The 24,328-nt window shown below is 63.1% G+C and carries 16 protein-coding genes and 6 pseudogenes; 9 read left to right on the top strand and 13 right to left on the bottom strand.

Annotated features, from left to right (window positions below; genetic code table 11):
• Positions 1-482 precede the first annotated feature (482 nt).
• From ACZ43H_RS00525 to ACZ43H_RS00505, 5 genes and pseudogenes are all read right to left on the bottom strand, one after another.
• Positions 483-2,787, bottom strand: a pseudogene (locus ACZ43H_RS00525) (FdhF/YdeP family oxidoreductase).
• A 316-nt stretch (positions 2,788-3,103) separates the two neighbouring features.
• Positions 3,104-3,577 carry a VOC family protein gene (locus ACZ43H_RS00520; protein WP_459986753.1) on the bottom strand — a complete coding sequence of 158 codons (474 nt, stop codon included), beginning with the start codon at positions 3,575-3,577 and terminating at the stop codon, positions 3,104-3,106.
• Positions 3,574-4,062 carry a nuclear transport factor 2 family protein gene (locus ACZ43H_RS00515; RefSeq protein WP_459986754.1) on the bottom strand — a complete coding sequence of 163 codons (489 nt, stop codon included), beginning with the start codon at positions 4,060-4,062 and terminating at the stop codon, positions 3,574-3,576. Before ACZ43H_RS00515 ends, ACZ43H_RS00520 begins: the two co-directional genes overlap by 4 nt.
• The gene (locus ACZ43H_RS00510) at positions 4,052-4,990 is read right to left on the bottom strand and encodes an aldo/keto reductase (RefSeq protein ID WP_459986755.1); all 939 of its coding nucleotides are present in this window, start codon (positions 4,988-4,990) and stop codon (positions 4,052-4,054) included. Before ACZ43H_RS00510 ends, ACZ43H_RS00515 begins: the two co-directional genes overlap by 11 nt.
• Before the next feature lie 11 nt (positions 4,991-5,001).
• Positions 5,002-6,084 carry a hypothetical protein gene (locus tag ACZ43H_RS00505; protein ID WP_459986756.1) on the bottom strand — a complete coding sequence of 361 codons (1,083 nt, stop codon included), beginning with the start codon at positions 6,082-6,084 and terminating at the stop codon, positions 5,002-5,004.
• A 243-nt stretch (positions 6,085-6,327) separates the two neighbouring features.
• Here ACZ43H_RS00505 and ACZ43H_RS00500 point away from each other — a divergent pair, with 243 nt between their 5' ends.
• Entirely contained in the window at positions 6,328-7,698 is a 1,371-nt protein-coding gene (locus ACZ43H_RS00500; RefSeq protein ID WP_011776884.1) for an amidohydrolase, read from the top strand.
• Between the two features lie 346 nt (positions 7,699-8,044).
• On the opposite strand, the gene ACZ43H_RS00495 is transcribed toward ACZ43H_RS00500, so the two are convergent.
• The 6 genes from ACZ43H_RS00495 to ACZ43H_RS00470 all read right to left on the bottom strand — a co-directional run bounded on the left by ACZ43H_RS00495 (position 8,045) and on the right by ACZ43H_RS00470 (position 12,553).
• Positions 8,045-8,302, bottom strand: coding sequence for a hypothetical protein (locus ACZ43H_RS00495; RefSeq protein WP_130110741.1), 258 nt, complete (start codon positions 8,300-8,302; stop codon positions 8,045-8,047).
• 65 nt (positions 8,303-8,367) lie between these two features.
• Positions 8,368-9,252: an FHA domain-containing protein gene (locus ACZ43H_RS00490; protein ID WP_130110723.1), complete on the bottom strand. Its 885-nt coding sequence runs from the start codon at positions 9,250-9,252 to the stop codon at positions 8,368-8,370.
• Entirely contained in the window at positions 9,249-10,640 is a 1,392-nt protein-coding gene (locus tag ACZ43H_RS00485) for an AAA family ATPase (RefSeq protein ID WP_130110724.1), read from the bottom strand. Before ACZ43H_RS00485 ends, ACZ43H_RS00490 begins: the two co-directional genes overlap by 4 nt.
• A 14-nt stretch (positions 10,641-10,654) precedes the next feature.
• A complete protein-coding gene (locus ACZ43H_RS00480) occupies positions 10,655-11,737 on the bottom strand; it encodes a M23 family metallopeptidase (RefSeq protein ID WP_464583116.1) in 1,083 nt (360 codons plus the stop codon).
• Complete coding sequence (locus ACZ43H_RS00475; protein WP_071416686.1) at positions 11,737-12,276, bottom strand: hypothetical protein; 540 nt, start codon at positions 12,274-12,276, stop codon at positions 11,737-11,739. The genes ACZ43H_RS00480 and ACZ43H_RS00475 overlap by 1 nt, the downstream gene beginning before the upstream one ends.
• Before the next feature lies 1 nt (position 12,277).
• Positions 12,278-12,553: a helix-turn-helix domain-containing protein gene (locus ACZ43H_RS00470; RefSeq protein ID WP_071416685.1), complete on the bottom strand. Its 276-nt coding sequence runs from the start codon at positions 12,551-12,553 to the stop codon at positions 12,278-12,280.
• Between the two features lie 220 nt (positions 12,554-12,773).
• Here ACZ43H_RS00470 and ACZ43H_RS00465 point away from each other — a divergent pair.
• The 4 genes and pseudogenes from ACZ43H_RS00465 to ACZ43H_RS00450 all read left to right on the top strand — a co-directional run.
• Positions 12,774-13,667 (top strand): annotated as a pseudogene (locus ACZ43H_RS00465) (dihydrolipoyl dehydrogenase family protein); the annotation flags it as partial.
• A gap of 108 nt (positions 13,668-13,775) precedes the next feature.
• Positions 13,776-15,323, top strand: coding sequence for an IS91-like element ISCR8/ISPps1 family transposase (locus ACZ43H_RS00460; RefSeq protein WP_011117152.1), 1,548 nt, complete (start codon positions 13,776-13,778; stop codon positions 15,321-15,323).
• 564 nt (positions 15,324-15,887) lie between these two features.
• Positions 15,888-17,216 (top strand): NCS2 family permease, encoded by a 1,329-nt coding sequence (locus ACZ43H_RS00455; protein WP_031217402.1) that lies wholly within the window; start codon positions 15,888-15,890, stop codon positions 17,214-17,216.
• Between the two features lie 388 nt (positions 17,217-17,604).
• The gene (locus ACZ43H_RS00450) at positions 17,605-18,180 is read left to right on the top strand and encodes a TetR/AcrR family transcriptional regulator (protein ID WP_011117161.1); all 576 of its coding nucleotides are present in this window, start codon (positions 17,605-17,607) and stop codon (positions 18,178-18,180) included.
• Here ACZ43H_RS00450 and ACZ43H_RS00445 read toward each other — a convergent pair.
• Together ACZ43H_RS00445 and ACZ43H_RS00440 are read right to left on the bottom strand one after the other, a co-directional pair.
• Positions 18,167-19,639, bottom strand: coding sequence for an amidohydrolase (locus ACZ43H_RS00445; RefSeq protein WP_011777000.1), 1,473 nt, complete (start codon positions 19,637-19,639; stop codon positions 18,167-18,169). The genes ACZ43H_RS00450 and ACZ43H_RS00445 overlap by 14 nt on opposite strands.
• 140 nt (positions 19,640-19,779) lie before the next feature.
• Positions 19,780-21,093 (bottom strand): annotated as a pseudogene (locus ACZ43H_RS00440) (Tn3-like element IS1071 family transposase); the annotation flags it as partial.
• A 136-nt stretch (positions 21,094-21,229) separates the two neighbouring features.
• Between ACZ43H_RS00440 and ACZ43H_RS00435 the strand changes: the two are divergent.
• From ACZ43H_RS00435 to ACZ43H_RS00420, 4 genes and pseudogenes are all read left to right on the top strand, one after another.
• Positions 21,230-22,210, top strand: a pseudogene (locus ACZ43H_RS00435) (dihydrolipoyl dehydrogenase family protein); the annotation flags it as partial.
• Positions 22,211-23,125, top strand: a pseudogene (locus ACZ43H_RS00430) (IS91-like element ISCR8/ISPps1 family transposase); the annotation flags it as partial. It lies immediately after the preceding pseudogene.
• 190 nt (positions 23,126-23,315) lie between these two features.
• Positions 23,316-23,825 (top strand): annotated as a pseudogene (locus ACZ43H_RS00425) (oxamate carbamoyltransferase subunit AllG family protein); the annotation flags it as partial.
• Positions 23,826-23,856: 31 nt separating this feature from the next.
• A complete protein-coding gene (locus ACZ43H_RS00420; RefSeq protein WP_464583112.1) occupies positions 23,857-24,258 on the top strand; it encodes an amino acid kinase family protein in 402 nt (133 codons plus the stop codon).
• The last annotated feature ends 70 nt before the right edge of the window (positions 24,259-24,328 follow it).

The raw sequence follows: 24,328 nt of genomic DNA, 5'->3' as shown, positions 1-24,328 counted from the left end.
CAACTCGGCGACGACGCGCTGGTCCTGGGCAACGGCCATGCCGTACCCCGAGCAATGATGACAGGTCTCGGCCAACAATGAGGTCTGCCCACCGGCTGGCGTCGCTGTCGCGGTGCTCGCCGAGATCGGCAGCGACGGCGGGACCAGGCATGATGTCGACCCCTCCGGCGATCACAGAGATGGCCAAGCGCTTCATGAGGTTGCTTGATGTAGGCGCTGTACGCCCTGACGAACCGGCCCGAGCTCTTTCGCCTTTGTTGGTCCCACAACCTGAACAGAGATCGGACTCAGTTCGAGTACGGGGTGCGTCTGCTTCCGCACCGAGGTGTCGGTCGCTCGTCGATTGCAGGTCGGTCATTCCGCCGTCGTCCAGTTCGCGCGTCTCCCGGAGGTCGGTGCGCCGACCTGACCGGTCAGCCTCGGAGTTGGTCGACTTCTGTCGCCGCCCACCGACTTTGGGCTCAGTCGTCCGAGGCCGTCACTCAGGAGGGCTTGAAGCGACTCAGCGTCACGATCACTGACTTCGAGGTCGGGGTGTTGCTGATTGCAGCAGTTGAGCCGATCGGGACGAGTGGATTCGTTTCGGGGTAATAGGCAGCGGCACTGCCGCGAGGTGTGTCGTACGCGACGACACGGAATGCGGGTGCAACTCGGCGTCTGCCGTCGCTCCAGACGGCCTCCACATCGACGAAGTCACCGGGGGCGAGCCCGAGGTCGTCAATGTCCTCCCGGTTCACAAAGATGACGCGACGGCCGCTGCGCACACCCCGATACCGATCGTTGAGTCCATAGATAGTGGTGTTGAACTGGTCGTGGCTGCGCAACGTCTGGAGCACCAGCTGACCCCGCTCCACCGTCAACGTGGAGAGTTCGGACACGGCAAACTCGGCCTTCCCTGATGGCGTCTGGAACTTGCGGTCGTCTCGTGGTGGATGCGGGAGCACAAATCCGCCGGGCTTGCTAACGCGTTCCTCGAACTGCTCGAAGCCGGGAATGACTGCCTCGATGTGATTGCGAATCACCCCGTAGTCATCGGCGAAGGCGCCCCAGTCGATCCCAAGGGCGCTCTCCCGGAAGGTTGCTGCCGCAATCCCACAGATGATCGAGACCTCCGAACGCAACATCTTGGAGGCCGGCTGGAGGCGACCGCGAGAGAGATGGACCGAAGACATAGAGTCCTCGACGGTGACCCGCTGCGGTCCTGTGCGTTGGATATCGAGCTCTGTACGCCCGAGTGTCGGAAGAATCAGGGCGGTCGCTCCGCAGACAGCATGGGAGCGATTGAGCTTCGTCGAAATCTGAACGGTCAGGTCCGTCGCCTGCAGCGCTTCCGTCGTGAATCCAGTATCTGGTGCGGCGTGCGCGAAATTGCCGCCCAACCCGACGAACACCTTGACCCGCCCTTTCGCCATCGCCTCGATCGTCTCGACGGCATCGAAGCCATGGTGTCGGGGCGGCTCGAAGTCGAATTCGGTCGCGATGGCATCAAGGAACCAGGCGGGGGGGACGCTCCCAAATGCCCATCGTGCGGTCACCCTGCACGTTCGAGTGACCACGTACCGGGCACAGCCCGGCGCCTGGCTTGCCCAGGTCGCCCCGTGCCAGGGCGAGGTTCACGACCTCGCGGATGGTGGCAACGGAGTTGTAGTGTTGCGTCAATCCCATCGCCCAGCACCAAATGGTTGCACTCGAGGCCGCAAGCATTCTCGCTGCAGCCTCGATCTGGTCCTTTGGAATCCCACTGGCATCGGTGATCGTCCGCCAATCGACCTCGCGGACATGCTGGGCCCATGCTTCGAAGCCTACTGTGTATTGAGCGACGAACGCGGGTGCGACAGCGTTCCATTCGACGAGTAGACGCGCGATGCCGAGAAACAGAGCGTGATCGCCATTCGCGCGAACCCGCAGGTGGAGGTCGGCCAAGTCGGTCCCGGCCCCTACCACGCCACGCGCATTCTGCGGATTTCGGAAGTTCGTGGTGCCTGCCTCGCGCAGTGGATTCACCGAGATGATCCTGGCGCCTCGGCGCTTCGCTGTTTCAAGCGCTGACAGCATGCGTGGATGGTTTGTTCCGGGGTTCTGGCCCGCGATGACGATCAACTCGGCTGCGTAAATGTCGAGAAGTGAGACGCTGCCCTTGCCGATGCCGATCGAGTCAAAGAGTGCAACGCCGCTGGACTCATGGCACATGTTGGAGCAGTCAGGCAGGTTGTTCGTCCCGAATGTCCGCGCAAAGAGCTGGTAGACGAAGGCCGCTTCGTTCGATGCTCGGCCCGATGTGTAAAACGCGGCCGCGTCTGGCGTGACGAGCGCGTTGAGGTGATCGGCAACGAGCTCCAACGCCTCGGCCCATCCCACGGGCTCGTAATACCGCGACCCGGGCCGCTTCACCATCGGCTCGGTGAGCCGTCCCTGCTTCCCGAGCCAGTACTCGGACCTGGTCGCTAGGTCGTCGACGCTGTGAATCTGGAAGAACTCGCGTTCCACGCGGGCCTTCGTCCCTTCCTCGGCGACGGCCTTGGCGCCGTTCTCACAGAACTCTGCCGAGTGGCGTTGACCCGGATCTGGATCGGGCCAAGCACATGACATGCAATCGAACCCACCAGGCTGGTTGATTCGCGTGAGCGTTCGGACCGTCCGCGTGACGCCCATCTGGGACACGGCCTGCCGCATCGCGATGGCCACAGCCTTGACCCCGACGGCATGGTCGGCCGCTTCGGCCACCTTCAGGCGCGGTTCAGGCTGAGGGGGCGGCTGCTGGCCGGCCCTGGGTGATTCGATCGACATCTGAGCCTCGGTTCTCTCATTGGTGATGGCGTGACTGGCGCAGCGCGGCCGCCGCGCGCGACCGCGCTGGTCGCTAGGGCCTTGATAGGGACGCCTTGCTGCGCCGCGTCACACCTTTGCAACGTCTCAAGCCCGTCCTCGGTACTGGTCGTGACCTGCCGCCGCGTTAACCCTGAGGATCCTCCTGCGACCAGGTACCGCTGGGGGCTCTGCAGGCACGACCCCGCGGCGCGTCTCCGCACGGCACTCACCGGAGCGGCCGATCACCTAGTACATGATCAGGGGCCCTTCGTACCTAGTCAGGTGCGACGTCCTTTCACGCCCTCAACTCGTCACTCACGAACTCGAACTGCTGTCCCCAGGGAGTCAGCAGGTATACCCATCGGCGGCCACCCAGTGGGTGGTCCCCACGGAGTGTTTGGGGTTCCCCGAGCACACGAACGCCGGGATAGGTCGCAGCAAGGCGAATCGCCTCGTCGATGTCTGGAACGACGATGCCAAGATGAGTCCCGCCGAGGTCGCAGTTGCGCGGCTGAGACCGGGACTGATCCGGGGCGGAGTACTCGAAGAGTTCAATGCCAAGCCCGCCGAGCTCGAGCTTCGCGAGCGCGAAGCCTGCCTCGCGATGGGCGAGGTAATTCTCTTCCATCAAGGCCGGTTCGCTGCCTGGCGCCAGGACGCGGGTGTACTTGAGCCGAGCTCCAAGAGCGCGGATGAAGAAGTCCACGGCTTGCTCGAGGTTTGGAACCGTGAGGGAAAAATGGTCGAGCGCGTACGCGGGAAACGTCACAGGTCCGCCACTTGATTGCGGGCCCAGCCCTCGTCGTAGAGACTCCGGTACTCCAGATGGAGGGTGAGGCGGGTGAACCGCCATTCGCCCTCCCGCCGTTCGAACACGTCCTCGTAACGCCCGCCCTGCCATACGGCGACCTCGTCGCGAACCGTGCAGGGTTCGAACAGTTTCCACGCACCGGTCGCGGTGTTGCCGTCGACTTCGATCGATTCGTTGGTGAGGTAGTGGACCGTGAACGTGAGCCGAGGCGGGGTCGCGGCGAACAATTCGCCGATCGCCGGTGCGCCGACCGTAGTCCCGGCGGTGCTCGCACCCTTACCCTCCCAAACGCCGTTCTCCCAGAAGAGCGAGCCGATGTCGATGCCCCGCCGGTCGTCACACCACTGCATGTATCTGGCCTTCAGGCGACGAATCTGGTCTGCCGACTCCAAAGCATCCAGTCGCCGCAGGATTTCGGCGTGCTCGTTCTCCTCAACGCTCACTGCAGTTCTCCTGAGTTGCCGCGGTGGTGATTTCCTCCATTCGCGTCACATGCACTGGTTCGAGCTTGAACGCGACATCCTCTGCGTTTTGCCTGACTTGTTCAGGCGAGGTGGCACCGGCCAGGACCGCGGTCACCGAAGGCCGAGACAGCGCCCACGAGAGGGCCAGAGCCGATGGCCGAGTTCCACACTCCGCTGCCAGTTCGCGCATTCCTTCGGCGATGCGCATATTGATCGGTGTAGCGATGCCGGCGAACTGTGGCATCACCCGCATGCGCGAGCCTTCGGGGAACTCGGCCCCGCTGCTGTACTTGCCTGTCAGCAGGCCAGAAGCCAAGGGTGAGTAGACTACTGCTCCGATCCCTAAGCTTTCGCACGCGGGCAGAAGCGCGTCTTCCGCGGTTCGCTGCAGCACATTCAGTTCGACCTGGATGCCCGCCATCGGCGGCCGCTCACCGAGCTCCGCAAGGTTCCACATGTCCGTCACTTGCCACGGCTCGTGGTTGGAGCAGGCGATGTGGCGCACCTTCCCTGCCTCCACCAGTTCCTTGAACGCTCCGAGCGTTTCGCAGATCGGCGTCCCTGGGTCAGGCCTGTGCAGGTAGTACACGTCGATGTAGTCGGTCCCGAGACGGCGAAGGCTGGCATCGCACGATCGAGCCACGTGCTCACGGGAACCGCCACCAACGAGGGCGTCGCGGCGGATCCCGACCTTGGTCGAAATCACAACATCCGCACGCTTGCCGCGGATGGCGCGACCCAGATACTGCTCCGACAAGCCATCCCCGTAGATGTCGGCCGTGTCGAAATGATTTATGCCCACGTCGAGCGATGCGGCCACGACGGCCTCGGACTGGTTCGCATCGAGCCGGGGTCCGAAGTTGTTGCACCCGAGGCCAAGGGCGGACAGCTCGGGCCCGGCTCCCATCCTTCGCCTGATCACACCATTACCGCCTCGTCGCCGGATGTGACAGCCAATACGCGGCCCTTCACCCGGCTGCCCAAGTAGGGAGCCCGGTCAGGGCGCTGACGTGGCCAGAGCTCGACCGGCGCCTGCAGTTCGGGATCGACCAGAATCGCTCCCGGCTTGACGCTCAACTCGAACACGTCGACTGGAGCCGAGGTCACCTTCTGCCAAGTCTGCGCGAGGTCGAAGCCGAATTGGTCCACGCACGTCAGCAGGGCGGAGGTGAAATGTTGTTGGGTCTGGAGGCCGGGGCCGGTCGGCGCACCGATCGGAGGGGAGACGTGGTCACTGGCGACAACGGTGATGCCATCGAACACGCTTACCAAGGAGAGACGATCCTCGTCGTTCGGCGGGGTAGGTAAGACCGCCAGCTCCTCTCGCCGCTCCGCGGCGAGGGCGAGGAGCATGTGCGGGCTTGTCTGACACGTGGCACCCGGCACGGCCCGTACGCGGTCGTACATGCGGCGCGAGGTCACGTGCCGCACATGCAGCGGAGAATGAGCGCTTTCGATGAACAGGTCGAACTCGTCGGCTGTGTATGCGAACACCGCTGGCTTGAGTCCCGCGTTTCGCACTGCGTCGAGATTTCGTTGGAAGTTCGGATCGGGCGTGTAGAGCTTCACGATGCCAGGAAGCAAGTCCCGAATGCATCCGATGTTCGCCGACAGCCAGCGGGGGAAACCCTCGCTGTCGGTGGTGGGGCCGACGGACAGCACTGGGGTGATCGACGGCAGGGCCGTGGACGTCATGTCGGCGATCAAGGCTGGCAAAGGGTGCACGCTTGCGAGTTGATACGGCAGAGCGACAACCATGTGGTGGACGCCACCGGACAGTGCTGCTAACAGGTCGTACTGCCGGATGCCCGCAGGGACGAACGGCATGTGCGCGTCCGCGTCGATGGCTGCCGGGAGGATCCACCATGCGGATCCGTCGAGCTCGCGTCGCACTGGTCCGGCGCAGCCGGAGCGGTGCAGGTTAAGGACGACATCACGTCGTTGACCTGTGAGCGGATCCAGGACGTTTCTAACGGTGGTGCTGGAGCGTGCGTCGCCCATTTACCCGGCCTTCTAGAAGAAATCACATGGAATGCTGGATGAAGTATTGCATCCAACTTCGGATGTCGTCTAGGGTCCATCGCTCAGTGGGGTGACGCACCGCACACAAGACCTCCGCGAGGGAACATGACGCAAGTAGCACCGGACCTAGGACGGACCGAAGACCGCCACGCGCCGTTGCTCGAGGTCGACGCCGTCAGCAAGTCGTACCCGGGCGTAAGAGCCCTGCACGAAGGAGAGAGAATGATCCTGATCCGCGGACTGACACGTGTCATCACTTTCGACGATCAAGAACGCGAGTTGGAAGACGCCGACATTCTGATCGACGGGCCGAAGATCGTCGCCGTCGGAAAGGACCTGTCGGATCGCAGCGTTTCACGGACAATCGACGGGCGTGGAATGATTGCGCTGCCAGGTCTCATCAACTCGCACCAGCACCTGTACGAAGGCGCAATGCGGGCGATTCCCCAACTCGAGCGGGTCACGATGGCCAGTTGGCTCGAAGGCGTCCTGACCAGAAGCGCAGGATGGTGGCGCGACGGGAAGTTCGGTCCAGATGTCATCCGGGAGGTTGCGCGCGCCGTCCTCCTCGAGTCGCTCCTCGGTGGCATCACCACGGTCGCCGACCAGCACCTATTCTTCCCCGGTGCCACGGCCGATAGCTATATCGACGCAACCATCGAGGCCGCCACCGACCTCGGGATCCGGTTCCATGCGGCAAGGTCATCGATGACGCTCGGCAAGAGCGAAGGTGGCTTCTGCGACGACCTGTTCGTCGAGCCCGTCGACAGAGTCGTCCAGCACTGTCTGGGTCTCATCGACCAGTACCACGAGCCGGAACCGTTTGGAATGGTTCGAATCGCTCTTGGACCCTGCGGCGTCCCCTACGACAAGCCCGAACTCTTCGAAGCGTTCGCACAGATGGCGGCGGACTACGACGTGCGCCTCCACACCCACTTCTACGAACCGCTCGACGCGGGAATGAGCGACCACCTCTACGGTATGACGCCGTGGCGTTTCCTTGAGAAGCACGGCTGGGCCAGCGACCGAGTATGGCTGGCTCACGCTGTGGTACCTCCACGGGAGGAGATCCCCGAGTTCGCCGACGCAGGCGTCGCGATCGCGCATCTCATTGCGCCGGACCTTCGGATGGGCTGGGGACTCGCGCCTATCCGGGAATACCTCGACGCCGGAATCACGGTTGGGTTTGGAACGACCGGGTCCGCCAGCAACGATGGCGGGAACCTGCTTGGCGATCTGCGCCTGGCTGCGCTGGCGCACCGCCCCGCTGACCCCAACGAGCCCGAGAAGTGGCTGTCGGCACGCGAGCTGCTCCGAATGGCAACCAGGGGATCAGCGGAGTGCCTCGGCAGGCCCGACCTGGGCGTCCTCGAGGAGGGTCGTGCTGCGGACATCGCCTGTTGGCGCCTCGATGGAGTCGACCGGGTTGGTGTGCACGACCCGGCGATCGGCCTGATCATGACTGGTCTTTCAGACCGGGCAAGCCTGGTGGTCGTGAATGGTCAGGTGCTCGTCGAGAACGAACGACCCGTTCTGGCAGATCTCGAACGCATCGTCGCGAATACGACAGCACTCATTCCCAAGAACTTGTAGTGCCCTGCGCCCCCTGCAGTAGGGGTCACGGCGGTACTGGACGCCGAGCATCTGTGCTCCCAAGTTCCTTGCCACACGCACGTCATCGACGCTCTTGCTCGCCGTCGATGCCCGCTCGGGCGAATCGCCTCTGTCAAGGCCCAAGACTCGGCGTGCGGGTACTGGGTTTCTGTAAAGGGAGGGGTTATGATGACACCACCTTTCGATCCCGGTCGATGGGTACGACAAAGGCCCGGTTCCCTACCGGTTCTTGTCGGAACTGCCTTGATCTACCAGGTCGCCAAACTCAGAGGATCAGGCACTTAGCTTCGGCCCCCGTCTCGTAAGAGGCGGGGGTTCGCTCGTTCTATGCGGCTTTCGTCGGGGCCTCCTCCGGCAGGTCGAGCTGGTTCGCGCGGTCCCGCGCGGGAGGGTCGACGAGCGGCATGCCGCCGTTCTCGTTGACGAGCTTGGTGATGAGCGCATCCAGGTAGTACGACATGGTGACGCCGGATGCCTCGGCAGCTTCGCGCACGTCGTTGCGCGCGGTAGGGGAAACCCGGCCCTGTAGCAGGACCGTGGGCGCGTCGTTCGGGCGTCGCGCGCGTCGGCCGTAGTCGCTCATACGAGCCATCGTGCCGGGATTATGCATAAACACTGCGGCGACGCGCCGACGCCGCCCGGGGTAGATCAATGCGCCCTCGTGACGGTGCAGTAGACGTCGCCCAGAAGGATCGTTGCGCCGTCGGGGATCACGGTCGGTTCGCCGGGCGTGAGCCAGTGGGGCGGGGCCGACTGCAGTTCGATGCCGTTCGCGGAATCGAGGTCGGTCACGACGATGCGACCGGCGTCGTCGACGTCGATCGTCGCGTGGGTGCGCGAGAGCATCCGTCCAGGCGTGACGACGGTGAGCGCTTCGCGTCCGTCGACGGGCTCGGGGTTGCGGCCGACGACGACATGCGGGCCGGCGTCGATGCTGCGCTGGGTGTTGAAAGCCAGGTGCAGGACCGGCGCGGGAGGCGCTGCGGGGGCCGCTGCGCGGCGGCTGATGCGTGTGTGCTCGATGTCGTGCAGCTCGTCGAGCTCGTCGAGCTCAACGGGGCTCGGCCGGGTGACCCGCGCGGCCGCGGGCGGTGCGACGGTGTTCGGCTCCGCCGGGGGAGCGACCTCGACGCGCAGCGGTTCGTCGACGCCGCACTGGACGCACGTCGCGGAGGTCACCGGCTGTAGCCGGCGGCAGACGCGGCAGCGTCCCTCGTCGATGCTGAGGCCGTCAGGGGCGGGAATGGTGCCGTCGGCGCCGATGAGCTGCACGTAGCCCTCCGGGCGCACGGCGAGGGCGTGTGTGCGGCCGTCCTCGGTCACATCGAGACGGATCGGGCGACGTAGCTGCGTGCCGATCGCCACGGCGCGCGCGATCATGCCGGTGCGGAGCGCTGCGACGGACTCGGCCGCGCACGCGCGGCTGACGCCGTTGATCGTGAGGGTGCCTGTGCCGTCGTGCGTGACGGTGGCGGCGAGACGGGGCCACTCGGGGACGCGATGCAGCCCTGTGAGCGGCTGTGTGGCGTTCATAGCCCGCGGGCGACCGCCGCGCCCGCTGCGAGCCACGCACGCTGCGTCTGGGGGCGCAGGGAGCCGAAGCGCAGCACTCCGTCGACCATCGCCGGGTCGTGGGGGACCGTCACGGCCTCACGGGCGAGGGACCGGTAGCCGTCGGCCACGCGCGCCAGGTCAGCGGCGGTGGACTTCGGATCGGCCTGGTTCACGATCACGACGGCATCACGGGCCAGCTCGGCCGATCCGGCGTCGCGCTCTGCGAGGGCTTCGAGGAGGAGCGCGCCGGCTTCGGCGTGGTCGTCGCGGGTGGTCGTGGCGACCACGAGCTGGTCGGCGTGGTCGATCATGCGCAGCCACATCGGATCGGACTCGTCGTTGCCGGAGTCGATGAAGATCAGCCGGTAGTACTTCGCGGCGACGGCGTGGATCGCGTCGACGTCGCTCGGCTCGACGCGCTGCTCGTGCGCGAGGGCCATCGGCTTGCTGCGCAGCACGTCGAACCGGTCGCGGGTCTGGTGGTGCACGTAGTGCGCCAGGTCCGCTGACTGCGCTCCGGTGCTCAGGAGCCGGTCGACCTGGGGGAGGAGGTCAAGCAGGGTCGCCTCGTGCGGTCCCTGCTCGGTGCGCCAGCCGAGCGTTCCGCGGGTCTGGTTGTTGTCCCATGTGAGGACGCCTGCGCCGCCGTGGCGGGCGAACACGGCCGCGAGGAGGACGGTGGTCGGGGTCTTGCCCGCGCCTCCCTTGCCGTTCACGACGGCGATCGTGCGGGGGCCGGGCCAGTGCTGCGAGACGGCGAGGACGTCGGAACGCTCCGCGCGCTCGGATTCGCTCGGGCTCATGCGGATGCCGGCACGGGTGAGCGCTCCGCGCCATCCCTGGGTTGCCGGCTCCTCCATCTGCTCGTGCGTGAGGAACGACTGTCGGGCCTCGCGACGGCTCGGGTACTCGGTGGCCGGGGCGGGAGCCTGACGCACCCATGCGTTCCCGTCGGGCGCGGGAGCCGGCGCTGCGGCCGGAACCTCCGGCGCGGGAGCGAACGTCGGAGCCTCCGGCGCGGGGGCGGGCGCGGGAACCTGGTCGATCGGCGCGGGCGTCGACTCGATGGGGGACGCGGCGTCCTCGATCGGCGCCGGCCGGGCGGGCAGGCTCTCGTCGGGCTCTACGCTGCCGTCGGGGTGGACGATTAGCGGCCATTCCCCGTCGGGGCCGCTGGTGGTGACCCGCACGGGGCGCTGCATCTTCGTGGCCGTGTCGGCCACGCGAGCGAGGATCGCGGCGCGAGCATCCTCGAGAGTGGTCGTCTCGATCGGGTGCGACGTGCCGTTGATCGTGACCTCTCCCGATCCGTTCGCGAACGTGCGCGCCTCGATCTTGGGGAACGTGGGTACTTCGATGCTGCTCATGGTCGTCTCCTGATCTACTGTCCGAGCTGAATGCCGACCTCTGCCATGAAGGGCGCGGGGTCGACGTTCTCGCCGTTGACGCGCACTTCAAAGTGCAGGTGGCATCCGGTGGATTCACCGCTGCTGCCGACGCGAGCGATCTGCTGGCCGGCCTTCACCTTGTCGCCGGTCTGCACGAGCATCCCGGAGTCGTACATGTGGAGGTAGCGGGTGGTGACCCCGCCGCCGTGGTCGATCGAGATTGTGCCGTTGCCGGCGTCGTCGAAGCCGCGGAACGTCACTACACCGTCCTGTGCGGCCCAGATCGGGCCGTCGCAGCCGCCGCCGGCAAGGTCGGTGCCGGCGTGGAGTCGCTGCGTGCCGTAGATCGGGTGCACGCGGATGCCGTAGGGGCTGCTGACCGGGCCGGCGCCGGGGGAGGCCCAGCCTTCGGCGCTGACTTCGCCGGGAAGCAGGCCCTCGCATGCGCCGCCGCTGGCGCTGCCGTCGCCGGAGTCGAGGCCGGTGCGGACACCACTCAGGCCCTCGACGATCTGCACCGCGCCGTCCCAGAACTTCGTGTAGTGGTACGGGTCGGCGTTCACCTGAGTGCGGTGGGCGACGATCGTCGGTTCCAGCGACTCGCGGTCGGGAACCTTCGTGGTCATCGCGTTGAAGAACTTCGTCGACGAGATGTAGGGGTCCAGCCGCTCCTCGCGGGTGCCCCATCCGTCCTGCTGCTGGAACAGGCCGATCGACGTCGTGCGGGTGCCGTCGGGGTTGGTGACCCCGCCGGTTTCCCAGTCGCCGTAGTCGATGTTCCGGAGGCTGGATTCACCCATCGCAGTCCTGACGCCGATGGTCTGATCCCGCGCGTTCAGGCCGAGGTCTTTGCCCGCCTGCATGACATATGCGGCGTTCACAAGCTGCTCGTGGCCGTAGCCGGCAATCTCCGTCTCGGGGACGGATGCGGGGTCGATCGAGACGCTCGATCCGCCGTTGCCGGCGCTCGGGCCGCACTCGTCCTCGCCCATGAGGAGGAGCCCGAACAGGGAGCCGACGATGAGGAGCGGCACCGCCGCGATCGCGTAGGCGGCGCTGCCCTTGGGCGCTGCCATCAGTTCACCCCTTCGGGGAGGATGAAGCGCCCCGCGAGCCAGGGGGAGTCAGCGTCGGCACGGCTGAGCACGACGCCGTAGGTGCCGGCGTTGGTGGGGACGTCGACGAACGCGACGTAAGCGCTCGTGTCGTCGGTGATGACGGCGGGGCCGGTGACGCTCGTCGCGACGATGCGTGCCGGGTCCATGTAGGCGTAGTCCTGGGTGGCCTTGTTGTCGAGGAGGGGCTGCAAGCCGGCCCACCACTGCTCGAACGGAAGATCGGGGCGCGCGTAGGCGGTCATCACGGCGACCGCGGCCGCCGTTGCGCTCTCGCGCGATTCGTCATCCCACGTGGGCACGGGCCGCGGGCCGTGCGTCTCTCCGCTGTCCTCGTCGATGAGGCCTTCGGGGGCGGGGGTGAACTGGTCGAGGTCGGGATAGATCGGGCCGGTGCTACTGGCGCTGGGGGTCGGCGCTGGCGCGTTGTTCTGGCCGGTGCAGGCGGTCAGGGCCGCCGCGGTGACGACTATGAGTAGCGCCGTCCCGATCTTCCGCATGTCAGTCCCCTTCGTGCCGTTCTGAGTTGATGACGACGACCGGGCCGGTGTCGCGAGGGACATTCGCACCCCGGCGCAAGGTGTCTTTCAGCTCGTCGCGGATGATGAACCACGTCGAGCCGACCTTGTAGCCGGGGATCAGTCCCTCGCGGAGCCACGTGTACACGCTCTTGTTAGAGACTCCGAGTCGTTCTGCTACTTCGGTGGGGCCGAGGGTCGGAGGGCTCTGCTCGAATAGGCGATCGAGCGCGTCACACGCACCGCTGTCGCTGCTCACGGTGAGACCTCCTGTTGGCTCCACGGTCCTAGTGTACCGGTTAGGGCATGTTTGTATAGGTTCGGGTTCATTCGGGTTCACCCTTCCTTGTTTGGGCGCTTGGGCGTAGGATTCCCTTATTAGGGTGAATCTCACTGTACCTAGGGGGGCAACATGAGCGACCCGCTCAACCCGTGGCTTTCTCGGCCGACGACGCCGCCGCCTACCGAGGCGGCCCCGACGCCTGGATGTGGTGGAAATGATGGACGGCCTGATGCAGGGCGCCGACCGCGACCTGGTCAAGATCTGGCAGAAGATGAACGCCAAGCGCTTCGACAACATCATGTTGAAGACGAAAACCGTGGGTGCCGAGGCCACACCTGAAGGCATCAAGGTCACATTCGCGCCAGCGGAAGAGGGCGGCACCACCCCCGAACCCCAGGTGTACGACCTGGTGCTGCAGGCCGTGGGCCGCACGCCCAACGGCAAGAAGATTGCCGCTGAAAAGGCCGGCGTGTCTGTGACGGACCGCGGTTTCATCAACGTCGACATCCAGATGCGCACCAACGTGCCGCACATCTTCGCCATCGGCGACATCGTCGGGCAGCCCATGCTGGCGCACAAGGCGGTGCATGAGGCACACGTGGCGGCAGAAGTGATTGCCGGTGAACTGCAAGGCAACAAAGAGCTGGCAAGCGCCGCCTTCAACGCCCGCGTGATCCCAAGCGTGGCCTACACCGACCCTGAAGTGGCTTGGGTGGGCCTGACGGAAGACCAGGCCAAGGCCCAAGGCATCAAGGTCAAGAAGGGCCTGTTCCCCTGGACGGCCTCGGGCCGCGCCATTGCCAACGGCCGCGACGAAGGCTTCACCAAGCTGCTGTTCGACGACAGCCCCGAAGCAGGATCAGGAGACGGCCATGCTGGCCGGGGCCACGGCAAGATCCTGGGCGGTGGCATGGTCGGCACCCACGCGGGCGACATGATCGGAGAGATCGCGCTGGCTATCGAGATGGGTGCGGACGCAGTGGACATCGGCAAGACCATCCACCCGCATCCGACGCTGGGCGAGAGCATCGGCATGGCGGCGGAAGTGGCGCATGGCAGCTGCACGGATGTGCCGCCTGCGCGCAAGTAAGTCCGCAGCCAAGCTACCCTGACAAGGCCCGAACTGGCGACGGTTCGGGCCTTGTGCTTTGCGTACCCAAACAATCGCCGCAGAATACTGTGCATTTGTACAGTATTCATGTCAGCCACTTCCAAGCCCAAGCTCTACAACCCACGCCACCCCGAACGCACGCTGCTCTACCAAATGGTAGCCGAGCACTACGAGACCTGGCTAGAGTTGGCCAGCGCGGGTCAGTTCGACGGCCAGGGCGACCACCACACCCCCAAGCCCTTCGTGCGCAAAGCGTTTGCCAAGTATCTTGAGTGCGGCATCTTTGCCCATGGCTTTGCCCGCGCTCGCTGCGGCGACTGTGGGCACGACTACTTTGTAGCCTTCTCCTGCAAAGGCCGGGGAGTCTGCCCCTCGTGCACCACGCGGCGGATGGTGGAGACGGCGGCACACCTGAGCGACCACGTTTTCCCCCGCCTGCCGGTGCGCCAGTGGGTGCTCTCCGTGCCCAAGAGGTTGCGGTACTTCATGCAACGCGACGGAGCGGTGCTGAGCATGGTGCTGCGCATCTTTCTGCGGGTGATCGCACAAACTCTGCAGACCCACAGCCCCGGTGCGGCCCATATGGACAAGGCAGGCCTGCACATCGGTGCCATCGCCTTCATTCACCGATTCGGCTCCAGCCTCAATGAACACGTCCACTTCCACGTTTGTGTGGTGGACGGGGTGTTTGAGGAAGTGGAGGGCGAGGGCGATGCTGATGCGACCCCTCGAATCTCATCGCCGGGTGTCATCTTTCACGCGGCCACCGGCATCGATGCGGCTACCGTGGCCCCAGTGCAGACCACACTGCAAAAACGCATCCTGCGCGCCTTCGTTGCTCGGGGCCTGCTGGAGAACTGTGACGCCAAAGACATGCTGGGCTACAAACACAGCGGCTTCTCGGTGGACGCCGGTGTCTGCATCGAAGCCCACGACCGCGCTGCGCTGGAGCGGCTGCTGCGCTATTGCGCGCGTCCACCGTTTTCCATGGAGCGCCTACGCAAAGAGGGAAGCAAACTGGTGTACCGCTGTGCCAAACAGCGCAGCGAGCCCACCAGTGACAAGCGTGGTGCCAAGGCAGATGAGCTGCACCTCACACCGCTGGAACTGATCGACCGCATCGCCGCGCTGGTGCCACCGCCACGCACCCACCGGCACCGCTACTTTGGTGTGCTGGCACCAAACTCGCCGCTGAGAGCGGCGGTAACGGCGCTGGCCCAGCCTGCTGCGTCGCAACCAGCCACGGTGGAGACTGCACAACCTGGCGCGGGCGTACCTGGGGTGGCGGCGCCGGGCAACGCGGCCACACCCACACCCGAACCTGAAGCACGCCCGAAGCGAGCGGCGCATTACTTGTGGGCGGTGCTGATTGCCCGCATCTACGAGGCATTTCCGCTGCTGTGCCCCATGTGCGGTGGGCAGATGCGCATCATTGCCTTCATCACCCACAGCGCCGAAATCCGCCACATCCTGAACCACATCGGGGTGGAGTCTGCCCCCCCGCACATCACCCCGGCACGCGGGCCACCGCTGTGGGAGGGCTGCGACGCGCCGGTGGATGATGGTGCGCAAGGCGAGCCGGATTGGGATCTGGCAGCTCAACCCGACGAGGTAGACCAGCGCGTCAATTGGTGACCCAGTGAAGCGGCGGTATCCATCGCTGCGGGGAAGCAGCTGCACGCGCGCCAGGCCCAAATGCATACTGCCTCCCAAGCTCTTGCCATTGAGCGGCAAGCGAGCGCTCAACCTTCCTTGGCCGAACGTGTTTCGAGGCCCAAAACTCGTGCCATACTTGGCCTCATGCGGTTGAATTTCCTATCCGTGAACCCTTCAGCACTGTTGTGCATGGGCCATGGCAGTTCTGACGTCTGACGTGAACACGCAACACGAATGCAAGAGCATCCTGCCGAGGCCCGGTGCACTGCGGTTGCGTCTGACGTCTGACGTGCAGCGTCTAACGTGCAACGTCTGGCGTCTGATCCTTTACAACAGGTCAGACAATCACAGTCTGAACAATGTGCACAAACCCTTGTCCTGGCACAGATCAAAGCGGAACAACAGCCGTCGGTACGCAATTTGCAGACCATTTGGACAGGTTTTCAAAACCATCCGCTGCTGCCACTGCTCCCGAGGCTGCCCTTGAACAAGTCTGCTGATACCGCCGCGCCCGACTGCACCCCTACCCCCATGCCTACCCCGATGGAGCGGGTGGACCGCTTTTTCGAACTGAGTTCCCGGGGCACTACCGTGCAGCGGGAGTTGCTGGCGGCGGTGACCACCTTTGCCACCATGTCCTACATCCTGGTGGTGCATCCACTGATCATGTCCGATGCCGGCATGGACAGAGCCCAGGTGCTCACCATCACCGCCGTGGTGGCGGGGGTTTTTTCCATTCTGATGGGGCTCATGGCCAATCTGCCCATCGCCGTGGCGCCCGGCATGGGCGCCAATGGACTGGTGGCCTACACCCTCATTCTGGGCCTTGGCGTGCCCTGGCAGGGCGCGCTGGGGCTGGTGTTCTGGAGCGGGGTGGTGTTTCTTGTCCTCACCCTCACCGGCATCCGGCGGCTGCTGCTCGATGCCTTCCCCGATGCCCTGCGCCGGGCGCTGACGGCGGGCATCGGTCTTTTCATCATGTTCATCGGCCTCAAAACGGCGGGCATTGTGGTGGCGGCCCCGGCCCCCTCCCTGGTGCAGATCGGCGTGGTCACGGCACCCACGGTGCTGCTGGCGCTGTCCGGCATCCCGATTGTCATGGGACTCATGGCCCGGCGGGTGCCCGGGGCGATCATTCTCACCATCATACTGCTCACCGCCATCGGCTTTTTTATCCCCACAGCCACAGGTTCCCTGACTCCGATGCCGAGCGCCGCCCTGGCCCAGCCGACAGGCTTTGGTGACCTGTGGCTGGCGCTCGATTTTGGCTATCTGTGGTCGCATCTCGGCATTGCCCTGCCAGCCATGCTGTCCCTGGTGTTCATGGACCTGTTCAGCTCCCTCGCGGCCATGAACGCCCTGTGCCAGCGGGCCGGTCTTGTCGATGACCAGGGCGCGATGCTGAAGCCGACCGAGGCCCTGTCGGCGGATGCCATGGCCGCCATCGGCGCCTCCCTGGCGGGCACCTCCACCGCCATCTGTTTCGGCGAATCCGCCGCCGGTATCGAAAGTGGCGGGCGCACCGGCCTTGTCGCCATTTTCGTGGGCCTGTTCTTTTTCCTGGCCCTGTATCTGAACCCGCTGATTCTTATCATTCCCGCCGAGGCCTCGGCCCCGGCACTGGTGTTCATTGGCCTCTTGATGTTCGTGGAAGTGGCGCGCATCGATTTTTCCGATGTCATCACCGGCGGCGCTGCCACCCTGACCCTGATCCTGATGGCGGTTACCTCCATCAGCGATGGCATGGCCATAGGGCTGATCGTCTACGCCATCGCCATGGTGATCACCGGCCGCGCCCGCCAGGTACACCCCATCGCCTACGGTCTTGCCGTGGTGCTCGGCGCCTACTACGTACTGCTGCCGCCGCTATGAGCCGAGGCGTTGTGACTGTGGGCCTTGGCTTTGTGACCGCAGTTACCGGATAATCCCTCGCCATCACCGGGGTTGGTCTTGCAAGGAGATTGGTCTTGCAACGGATTGGTATTGCAAGACCTCCGCCAGTGAAAACATCCCTGTCCCGTAGCAAGATCCGGTGCATCGCAACCATTGCCATGCAGATCGGGAGCTGCCTATCATCGAGAGCTAGTTATCATCGAGAGCTGGTTATCATCGAGAGCTGCGCATTATCGAGTTATCGAGAGCTCTCCATGATCAGGGCTGCCCATGCCTGGCTCGCCAGGCCGAACATTGAAACTCGAATAGTCAAGCTCGAACAGTCAAGCTCGAACATTGCGCTCTTCTGAATTATTGACGGTATGACATGACCAAAGAACCAGGCACCAGAGCTCTTGAAACCCGGAAAAGAATCATTGCTGCGGCACTTGAACTCACCCTGCGACAGGGTGAAAGCGGCATCACCATGACCGAGATCTACAAGCTGGCAAACATTTCCAGAACTTCCCTGTACCGCCACTTCAGCACTGTCGAAGAAATCCTGACCAGCATCTATTTAAAGATCAGAAGCGAATTTGAATCGGGCCTGCAAAATGCCATAGAGGCAAACCCTTCGGCGGAAAACCGGCTGGATGTGGTGACAGATTACCTGCACCACTTCTTTACCAGTGACCTTGCCCAGAAGCTCAGCGCCGCCAATACCAGCTACCTGAAAAAATTGAGCCTTATCAGTTTCGATGCCCGGGTCGACATGTACAAAAAAGTTCTGGGGCCGTATTTCGACATTGCCGAACAGCAAAAAGGCGCGCCGGTGGACCGGGATCTGGTCGCCTATTTCATCACCCACTACTATGCATCCATGGCACTCTACGGGGGTTATGGTAGACCCGAGGCAATAAACCTTTTGCTCAAGAAACTCATCACCGGCCTCAGCATGGTGTGACACCGGTGCCCCGTCGAAGGGCTGCCACCAAAGGATCGCCGTAAATCACCCGGCGAAACACCCCGTCCGCAGCCCGGGCCAGCTCCATTTCATCAAGGCCCGGAAATTCACCGTTGCGCCACACCACCTTGCCGTTGATCACGGTCATGTCCACGGGGCCGGAAAAACCCACTTTCGCGGGCAGGCTCCGTGGATCGTGGTTGGCGCCGATGTATTCGATCCGGTTCAGATCGACGGCAAAGAAATCCGCAGCCCTGCCCACGGCGAGGGCGCCGAGATCAGGCCGGTTGAGGCAATCCGCACCACCCTGGGTGGCCATGCGCAGAAAGTCATAGGGAGCTGGCACCGGATGCTGGCGCTCACTGGCCTTCAGGCACTGGAGCAGGTAGGCAAGGCGGATGCACTCGGCGAGGTTCGAGCTGTCGTTGGAGGCGTGGCCATCCACCCCAAAGCCCACCCGCACACCTGCCGCCGCCATGGCGGGAATGTCGGTGACTTCGGCACCCACCAGAAACACCGGCGCCGGGCAATGGGCAACACCGGTGCCGGTGGCGGCAAGGCGGGCGATGTCCGCTGCGGTGAATTCCCAGCCGTGGGCGAGCCACACATCCGGCCCGACAAAGCCCCGGTTTTCGCACCAGTCGAGGCTGCGCTCGCCAAAACGGGCCACCATGGCGGGGGTTTCCCCCTCCCCCAGATGGGTGTGCAGGCTCACCCCCAGGTGGCGGGCCAGACGGGCAGACTCGACGAAGGTTTCCGGGTAGGCAATCACCGGCGAGCTGGGCGCCACCACCACCCGCTGCATGGCGAAGGGCCGCGGGTCATGAAAGCGGCTCACCAGGCGTTCGCAATCGGCAAGAAAAGTATCGGTGCTCTCCCGCATGGCATCGGGAATGGTGCTGCCCTCCGCCATCGGCAGGGTGATGCAGCCGCGCCCGGCGTGAAAACGCAGCCCCAGCAGGTTAGCGGCATCAAACTGGCGGTCCACCAGAAAGGGTCCACCCCGGCGGCTGTAGTTGTACTGGTGATCAAACGCGGTGGTGCAGCCGTGCTTGATCAGCTCCGCCATGGACACCACTGTGCTGTGGTAGATGCAGTCTTCATCCACCAGGGCAAACACCGGGTAGATCTTGCGCAGCCAGGCCAGCACATCAAGCTGGGTCCAGTCGAGGGGGGCAAGATTGCGGACAAAGGCCTGAAAAAAATGGTGATGGGTGTTGATCAGCCCCGGATAGGCGGTCAGCCCCCGGCAGTTCACCACCTCAACACCCTGTTCCTGGCCAACGCCAATTGGGGCCAGAGTTCGGGGCAGATCCGGGCCAAGGCCAATAATCTCCCCGTCTCTCACCAGAATATCGACGCCATTAAGCACCGTGCCCGCGACATCCCCGGTGACCAGCTGGTGAAACCCGGTGTAAAGAGTAACGGCAGCTTTTGCAGGTGTGGCGGTGTGGCTCATGGTATCTCCCTTTTTCTGGTAAACCTGTCTGATGGCATGGTTTCACGAAACACCGGTGTTTGTCAACGTAGTTGTCGTGTAGACCGTGTTTTTATGCAGCCTCGTTCAACTGCATTTCTTGCCTCTCCGGATTGAGTGTGTTCCCGGTCTGGGCTGGAGATCGAAACCTGCCAGATCATTCCCAGACTTGGTGCCACCACTTCAACTGGCAGCTTTCTGGATCCTTTGAGATATAAAGCTTGCAGCTTGGCAAGGTACTCGATGGCAGGATGCTCGCCGGTGGCCTGCCAGGGCAGCTTTGCAATGGCGACGAGCAACGACCGCACGGGGCGAATTCCATCAATCAATCCCTCGCGGACCAGGGAGGCCCTGCTCGGTGGTTTGCGTTTCTGGGTTTCGGTGATCAAGGCTTCAAGACGGGCACGCAACTCAGCATCTGGCACCGCACCTTGCGCGCTCAAGGCAACAAGTTCGCCGAGCAGCGTTTTGTACATTGCGGCCCAATTGACGGTAGCGGGGACATCGGCGGCAGCCTGACGCCACAGATCGGCGATCCGGCGCTGCACCATAAGGATCAACTGGTCTGTGGTGGTGAACAGGCAATACCGAAGAAAGCATGCGACCTCCACGGTGCGCGCTGGCTCTTTGATCTTGGCTCCGGCTGAGGGCGGCCTGGAGACAAGTCGGCGCGCGTAGCGGCGCAAGATGAGATCGGGGATGTCTGCCAGGTGCTTATGAACGTCCAGCGTGTAAAGCAGGTCGATGCGCTCCAGTACCTCGCTGATTTGGCGGGTTGAGTGTTTCGCCGGTGCAGCCCATAGCCAACTCTGCTGGGTTTGTCCATCTGGGCGCAGCTCTGAAACTGAGGCTCGCCAGCGATCAAGTGTTGCTGGATCAACGCTGGCGGCGATGGCGGTGCCTGTTTCAACTTCAAGCTGGGCAAGTGCCGCCGCAATCAGTGTCCGAATTGCCCGCTCGTGCACGATCACCAGCTTGTTCTTGTACAGCCATTGACGCGCCCGCACGAGTAGCTGATCGCGGTCGGCGCAGCGCGCCACTTCGTCGCGCAGTTCACGTACCAGTGAGCGGCGCTGGTGCTCGCTCATCCACTGGAATCCAAGGACCGTGCAGGCTACTTGTTGGTGATCGAATAGCGTGCGCCCGCGTTCATACATGGCTCTCAGCGAGGCGACTTCTGGTGCTGCAATGCCAAGCTCGTTGCCAAGGTGGCGCCACAAGGCTACTGGAATTACCCGAAAGGCACCGAGCAAACGCCCACTCATGCGCAGGAAACCAATATGGAGCGCCAGACCAAGCTTGTGGGAATCACCTCGGCGTGCATTGATTGCGTCGCGCTCGGCACCATCGAAGGTGAAAAATGCCTTCATCTCGAAGTCGCTGATATCGCGGGGGAGCCCACGCATCCCCAAAAACGTTGTGTGCCAACCCTGCATCGTGAACCTCAAAAGTGGGAGGCCACCATACCCGTTTACAAAGCGAACAGGAAAGTCAATGAAATCAACGGTCTACCCAGACCACCCCCGCGCCAGTGCTAGCTTTGCGTACCGTCACTTATTGCACTGAAAACGAGGAGACCCCGCCATGGCCAAAATGCGCAAGGTCACCACCGTTCGCGGCTACGGTGCCTTTGTCGGCGCCAACCACCTCGAAGTGGAAGAAACCACCGGCACGGGCCAGGAGAAGACGGGCACCAAGAAGGTCATCGCCTTCAAGCGCGCCATCATCGCCGCTGGCAGCCAGGCCGTGCGCCTGCCGTTCATGCCCAACGACCCGCGCGTGGTCGATTCCACCGGCGCGCTGGCGCTCAGCGGCGTGCCCAAACGCATGCTCATCCTGGGTGGCGGCATCATCGGCCTGGAAATGGGCACGGTGTACAGCACCCTGGGCGCACGCCTGGATGTGGTGGAGATGATGGAAGGCCTGATGCAGGGCGCCGACCGCGACCTCGTCAAGATCTGGCAAAAGATGAACGCCAAGCGCTTCGACAACATCATGTTGAAGACGAAAACCGTCGGTGCCGAGGCCACACCTGAAGGCATCAAGGTCACATTCGCGCCAGCGGAAGAGGGCGGCACCGCCCCCGAGCCACAGGTGTACGACCTGGTGCTGCAGGCCGTGGGCCGCACGCCCAACGGCAAAAAGATCGCTGCTGAAAAGGCTGGCGTGGCCGTCACGGACCGTGGCTTCATCAACGTCGATATCCAGATGCGCACCAACGTGCCGCACATCTTTGCCATCGGCGACATCGTGGGCCAGCCCATGCTGGCGCACAAGGCGGTGCATGAGGCACACGTGGCGGCAGAAGTGATTGCCGGTGAACTGCAAGGCAACAAAGAGCTGGCAAGCGCCGCCTTCAACGCCCGCGTGATCCCAAGCGTGGCCTACACCGACCCTGAAGTGGCTTGGGTGGGCCTGACGGAAGACCAGGCCAAGGCCCAAGGCATCAAGGTCAAGAAGGGCCTGTTCCCCTGGACGGCCTCGGGCCGCGCCATTGCCAACGGCCGCGACGAAGGCTTCACCAAGCTGCTGTTCGACGACAGCCCCGAAGCAGCGACCCCTCGAATCTCATCGCCGGGTGTCATCTTTCACGCGGCCACCGGCATCGATGCGGCTACCGTGGCCCCAGTGCAGACCACACTGCAAAAACGCATCCTGCGCGCCTTCGTTGCTCGGGGCCTGCTGGAGAACTGTGACGCCAAAGACATGCTGGGCTACAAACACAGCGGCTTCTCGGTGGACGCCGGTGTCTGCATCGAAGCCCACGACCGCGCTGCGCTGGAGCGGCTGCTGCGCTATTGCGCGCGTCCACCGTTTTCCATGGAGCGCCTACGCAAAGAGGGAAGCAAACTGGTGTACCGCTGTGCCAAACAGCGCAGCGAGCCCACCAGTGACAAGCGTGGTGCCAAGGCAGATGAGCTGCACCTCACACCGCTGGAACTGATCGACCGCATCGCCGCGCTGGTGCCACCGCCACGCACCCACCGGCACCGCTACTTTGGTGTGCTGGCACCAAACTCGCCGCTGAGAGCGGCGGTAACGGCGCTGGCTCAGCCTGCTGCGTCGCAACCAGCCACGGTGGAGACTGCACAACCTGGCGCGGGCGTACCTGGGGTGGCGGCGCCGGGCAACGCGGCCACACCCACACCCGAACCTGAAGCACGCCCGAAGCGAGCGGCGCATTACTTGTGGGCGGTGCTGATTGCCCGCATCTACGAGGCATTTCCGCTGCTGTGCCCCATGTGCGGTGGGCAGATGCGCATCATTGCCTTCATCACCCACAGCGCCGAAATCCGCCACATCCTGAACCACATCGGGGTGGAGTCTGCCCCCCCGCACATCACCCCGGCACGCGGGCCACCGCTGTGGGAGGGCTGCGACGCGCCGGTGGATGATGGTGCGCAAGGCGAGCCGGATTGGGATCTGGCAGCTCAACCCGACGAGGTAGACCAGCGCGTCAATTGGTGACCCAGTGAAGCGGCGGTATCCATCGCTGCGGGGAAGCAGCTGCGCGCGCGCCAGGCCCAAATGCATACTGCCTCCCAAGCTCTTGCCATTGAGCGGCAAGCGAGCGCTCAACCTTCCTTGGCCGAACGTGTTTCGAGGCCCAAAACTCGTGCCATACTTGGCCTCATGCGGTTGAATTTCCTATCCGTCTTATAGTACAATGGTTACAACCATGGCACGAAACGGGACAGAATTTGGAATTCGGATAAGTGGTTTAGGAACCAGATGGTTTACAGCTCCCGCTGAAATGGTTAAGGGCCTCATTTTCCCAGGGTTTACCGAAGAAGACGCCAATCCGGACATTGGTGATAGTGCTATCACCGAAACGGCCGGGATAGGAGGATTTGCCATGGCGGCGGCTCCAGCTATTACCCAGTTTGTCGGGGGCTCCGTAGAAGATGCTTTTAGCTGTTCTAACCGTATGTATGAGATAACTTTGGACGAGCATAAATTCTTTAATATTCCTCAGTTTAATTTCCGAGGTAGTGCTACCGGGATTGACCTCAGAAAAGTTATTGAAGTTGGAATTTTACCGCAAATAAATACAGGGATAGCTCATAAAGAACCTGGGGTAGGGCAAATAGGGGCTGGCCTTGTAAATCCCCCTAAAGCCTGCTTTAACAAAGCTCTATCGGCTTTTGTCCAAGAATATGTAAAATAGCTGCAAAAATTAAAAATAACGGGGTAGTTAAATGGGAAAAAGTATTGTCATAGCTTTTGGGGGTAATGCCATTACAAAAGAGAACCAGAAGGGTACTTTTCAGGAACAGGTGGTTAATATCAAAGAAATGTGTTCTAACCTTGTTGATTTGATAAAAAATGGGTACCACCTCGTGTTAACAGACTTAGCCGGCCAACAACTAGCCAGGGACGTAGGAGCTGAAACCTTTGTAATACTTACAGGGGTGAGTCATGTCGCAATTAACTATGGAAAGGAGTCACAAAAGGAACTAGATACGATTACAGTCAGCGAAGGGCGTAGGTATCAACAAGAGGGCCACTTTCCGCCAGGCAGCATGGGACCAAAAATGGAAGCAGCTTTATTGTTTGTTGAAAACGGAGGCCATAAGTCGATTATTACCTCTCCGGAATAAATTGGACGGGCCTTAAAAGGGGAAGCTGGTACGATTATTATTCCCGAACCTAAAAAGTTAGTTTAAATCT

This window comes from Nocardioides sp. DN36, assembly GCF_055380375.1.
The sequence above is the reverse complement of the archived record's forward strand: the minus strand, read 5'-3'. Positions and strand labels throughout refer to the sequence as shown.

Bases quoted from the DNA above. Each gene is read 5' to 3' on its own strand.
- ACZ43H_RS00510 (WP_459986755.1), bottom strand. From the start codon at position 4,990: ATGGGAGCCGGGCCCGAGCTGTCCGCCCTTGGCCTCGGGTGCAACAAC.
- ACZ43H_RS00505 (WP_459986756.1), bottom strand. From the start codon at position 6,084: ATGGGCGACGCACGCTCCAGCACCACCGTTAGAAACGTCCTGGATCCG.
- ACZ43H_RS00500 (WP_011776884.1), top strand. From the start codon at position 6,328: ATGATCCTGATCCGCGGACTGACACGTGTCATCACTTTCGACGATCAA.
- ACZ43H_RS00495 (WP_130110741.1), bottom strand. From the start codon at position 8,302: ATGAGCGACTACGGCCGACGCGCGCGACGCCCGAACGACGCGCCCACG.
- ACZ43H_RS00490 (WP_130110723.1), bottom strand. From the start codon at position 9,252: ATGAACGCCACACAGCCGCTCACAGGGCTGCATCGCGTCCCCGAGTGG.
- ACZ43H_RS00485 (WP_130110724.1), bottom strand. From the start codon at position 10,640: ATGAGCAGCATCGAAGTACCCACGTTCCCCAAGATCGAGGCGCGCACG.
- ACZ43H_RS00480 (WP_464583116.1), bottom strand. From the start codon at position 11,737: ATGGCAGCGCCCAAGGGCAGCGCCGCCTACGCGATCGCGGCGGTGCCG.
- ACZ43H_RS00475 (WP_071416686.1), bottom strand. From the start codon at position 12,276: ATGCGGAAGATCGGGACGGCGCTACTCATAGTCGTCACCGCGGCGGCC.
- ACZ43H_RS00460 (WP_011117152.1), top strand. From the start codon at position 13,776: ATGTCAGCCACTTCCAAGCCCAAGCTCTACAACCCACGCCACCCCGAA.
- ACZ43H_RS00455 (WP_031217402.1), top strand. From the start codon at position 15,888: ATGGAGCGGGTGGACCGCTTTTTCGAACTGAGTTCCCGGGGCACTACC.
- ACZ43H_RS00450 (WP_011117161.1), top strand. From the start codon at position 17,605: ATGACCAAAGAACCAGGCACCAGAGCTCTTGAAACCCGGAAAAGAATC.
- ACZ43H_RS00445 (WP_011777000.1), bottom strand. From the start codon at position 19,639: ATGAGCCACACCGCCACACCTGCAAAAGCTGCCGTTACTCTTTACACC.
- ACZ43H_RS00420 (WP_464583112.1), top strand. From the start codon at position 23,857: ATGGGAAAAAGTATTGTCATAGCTTTTGGGGGTAATGCCATTACAAAA.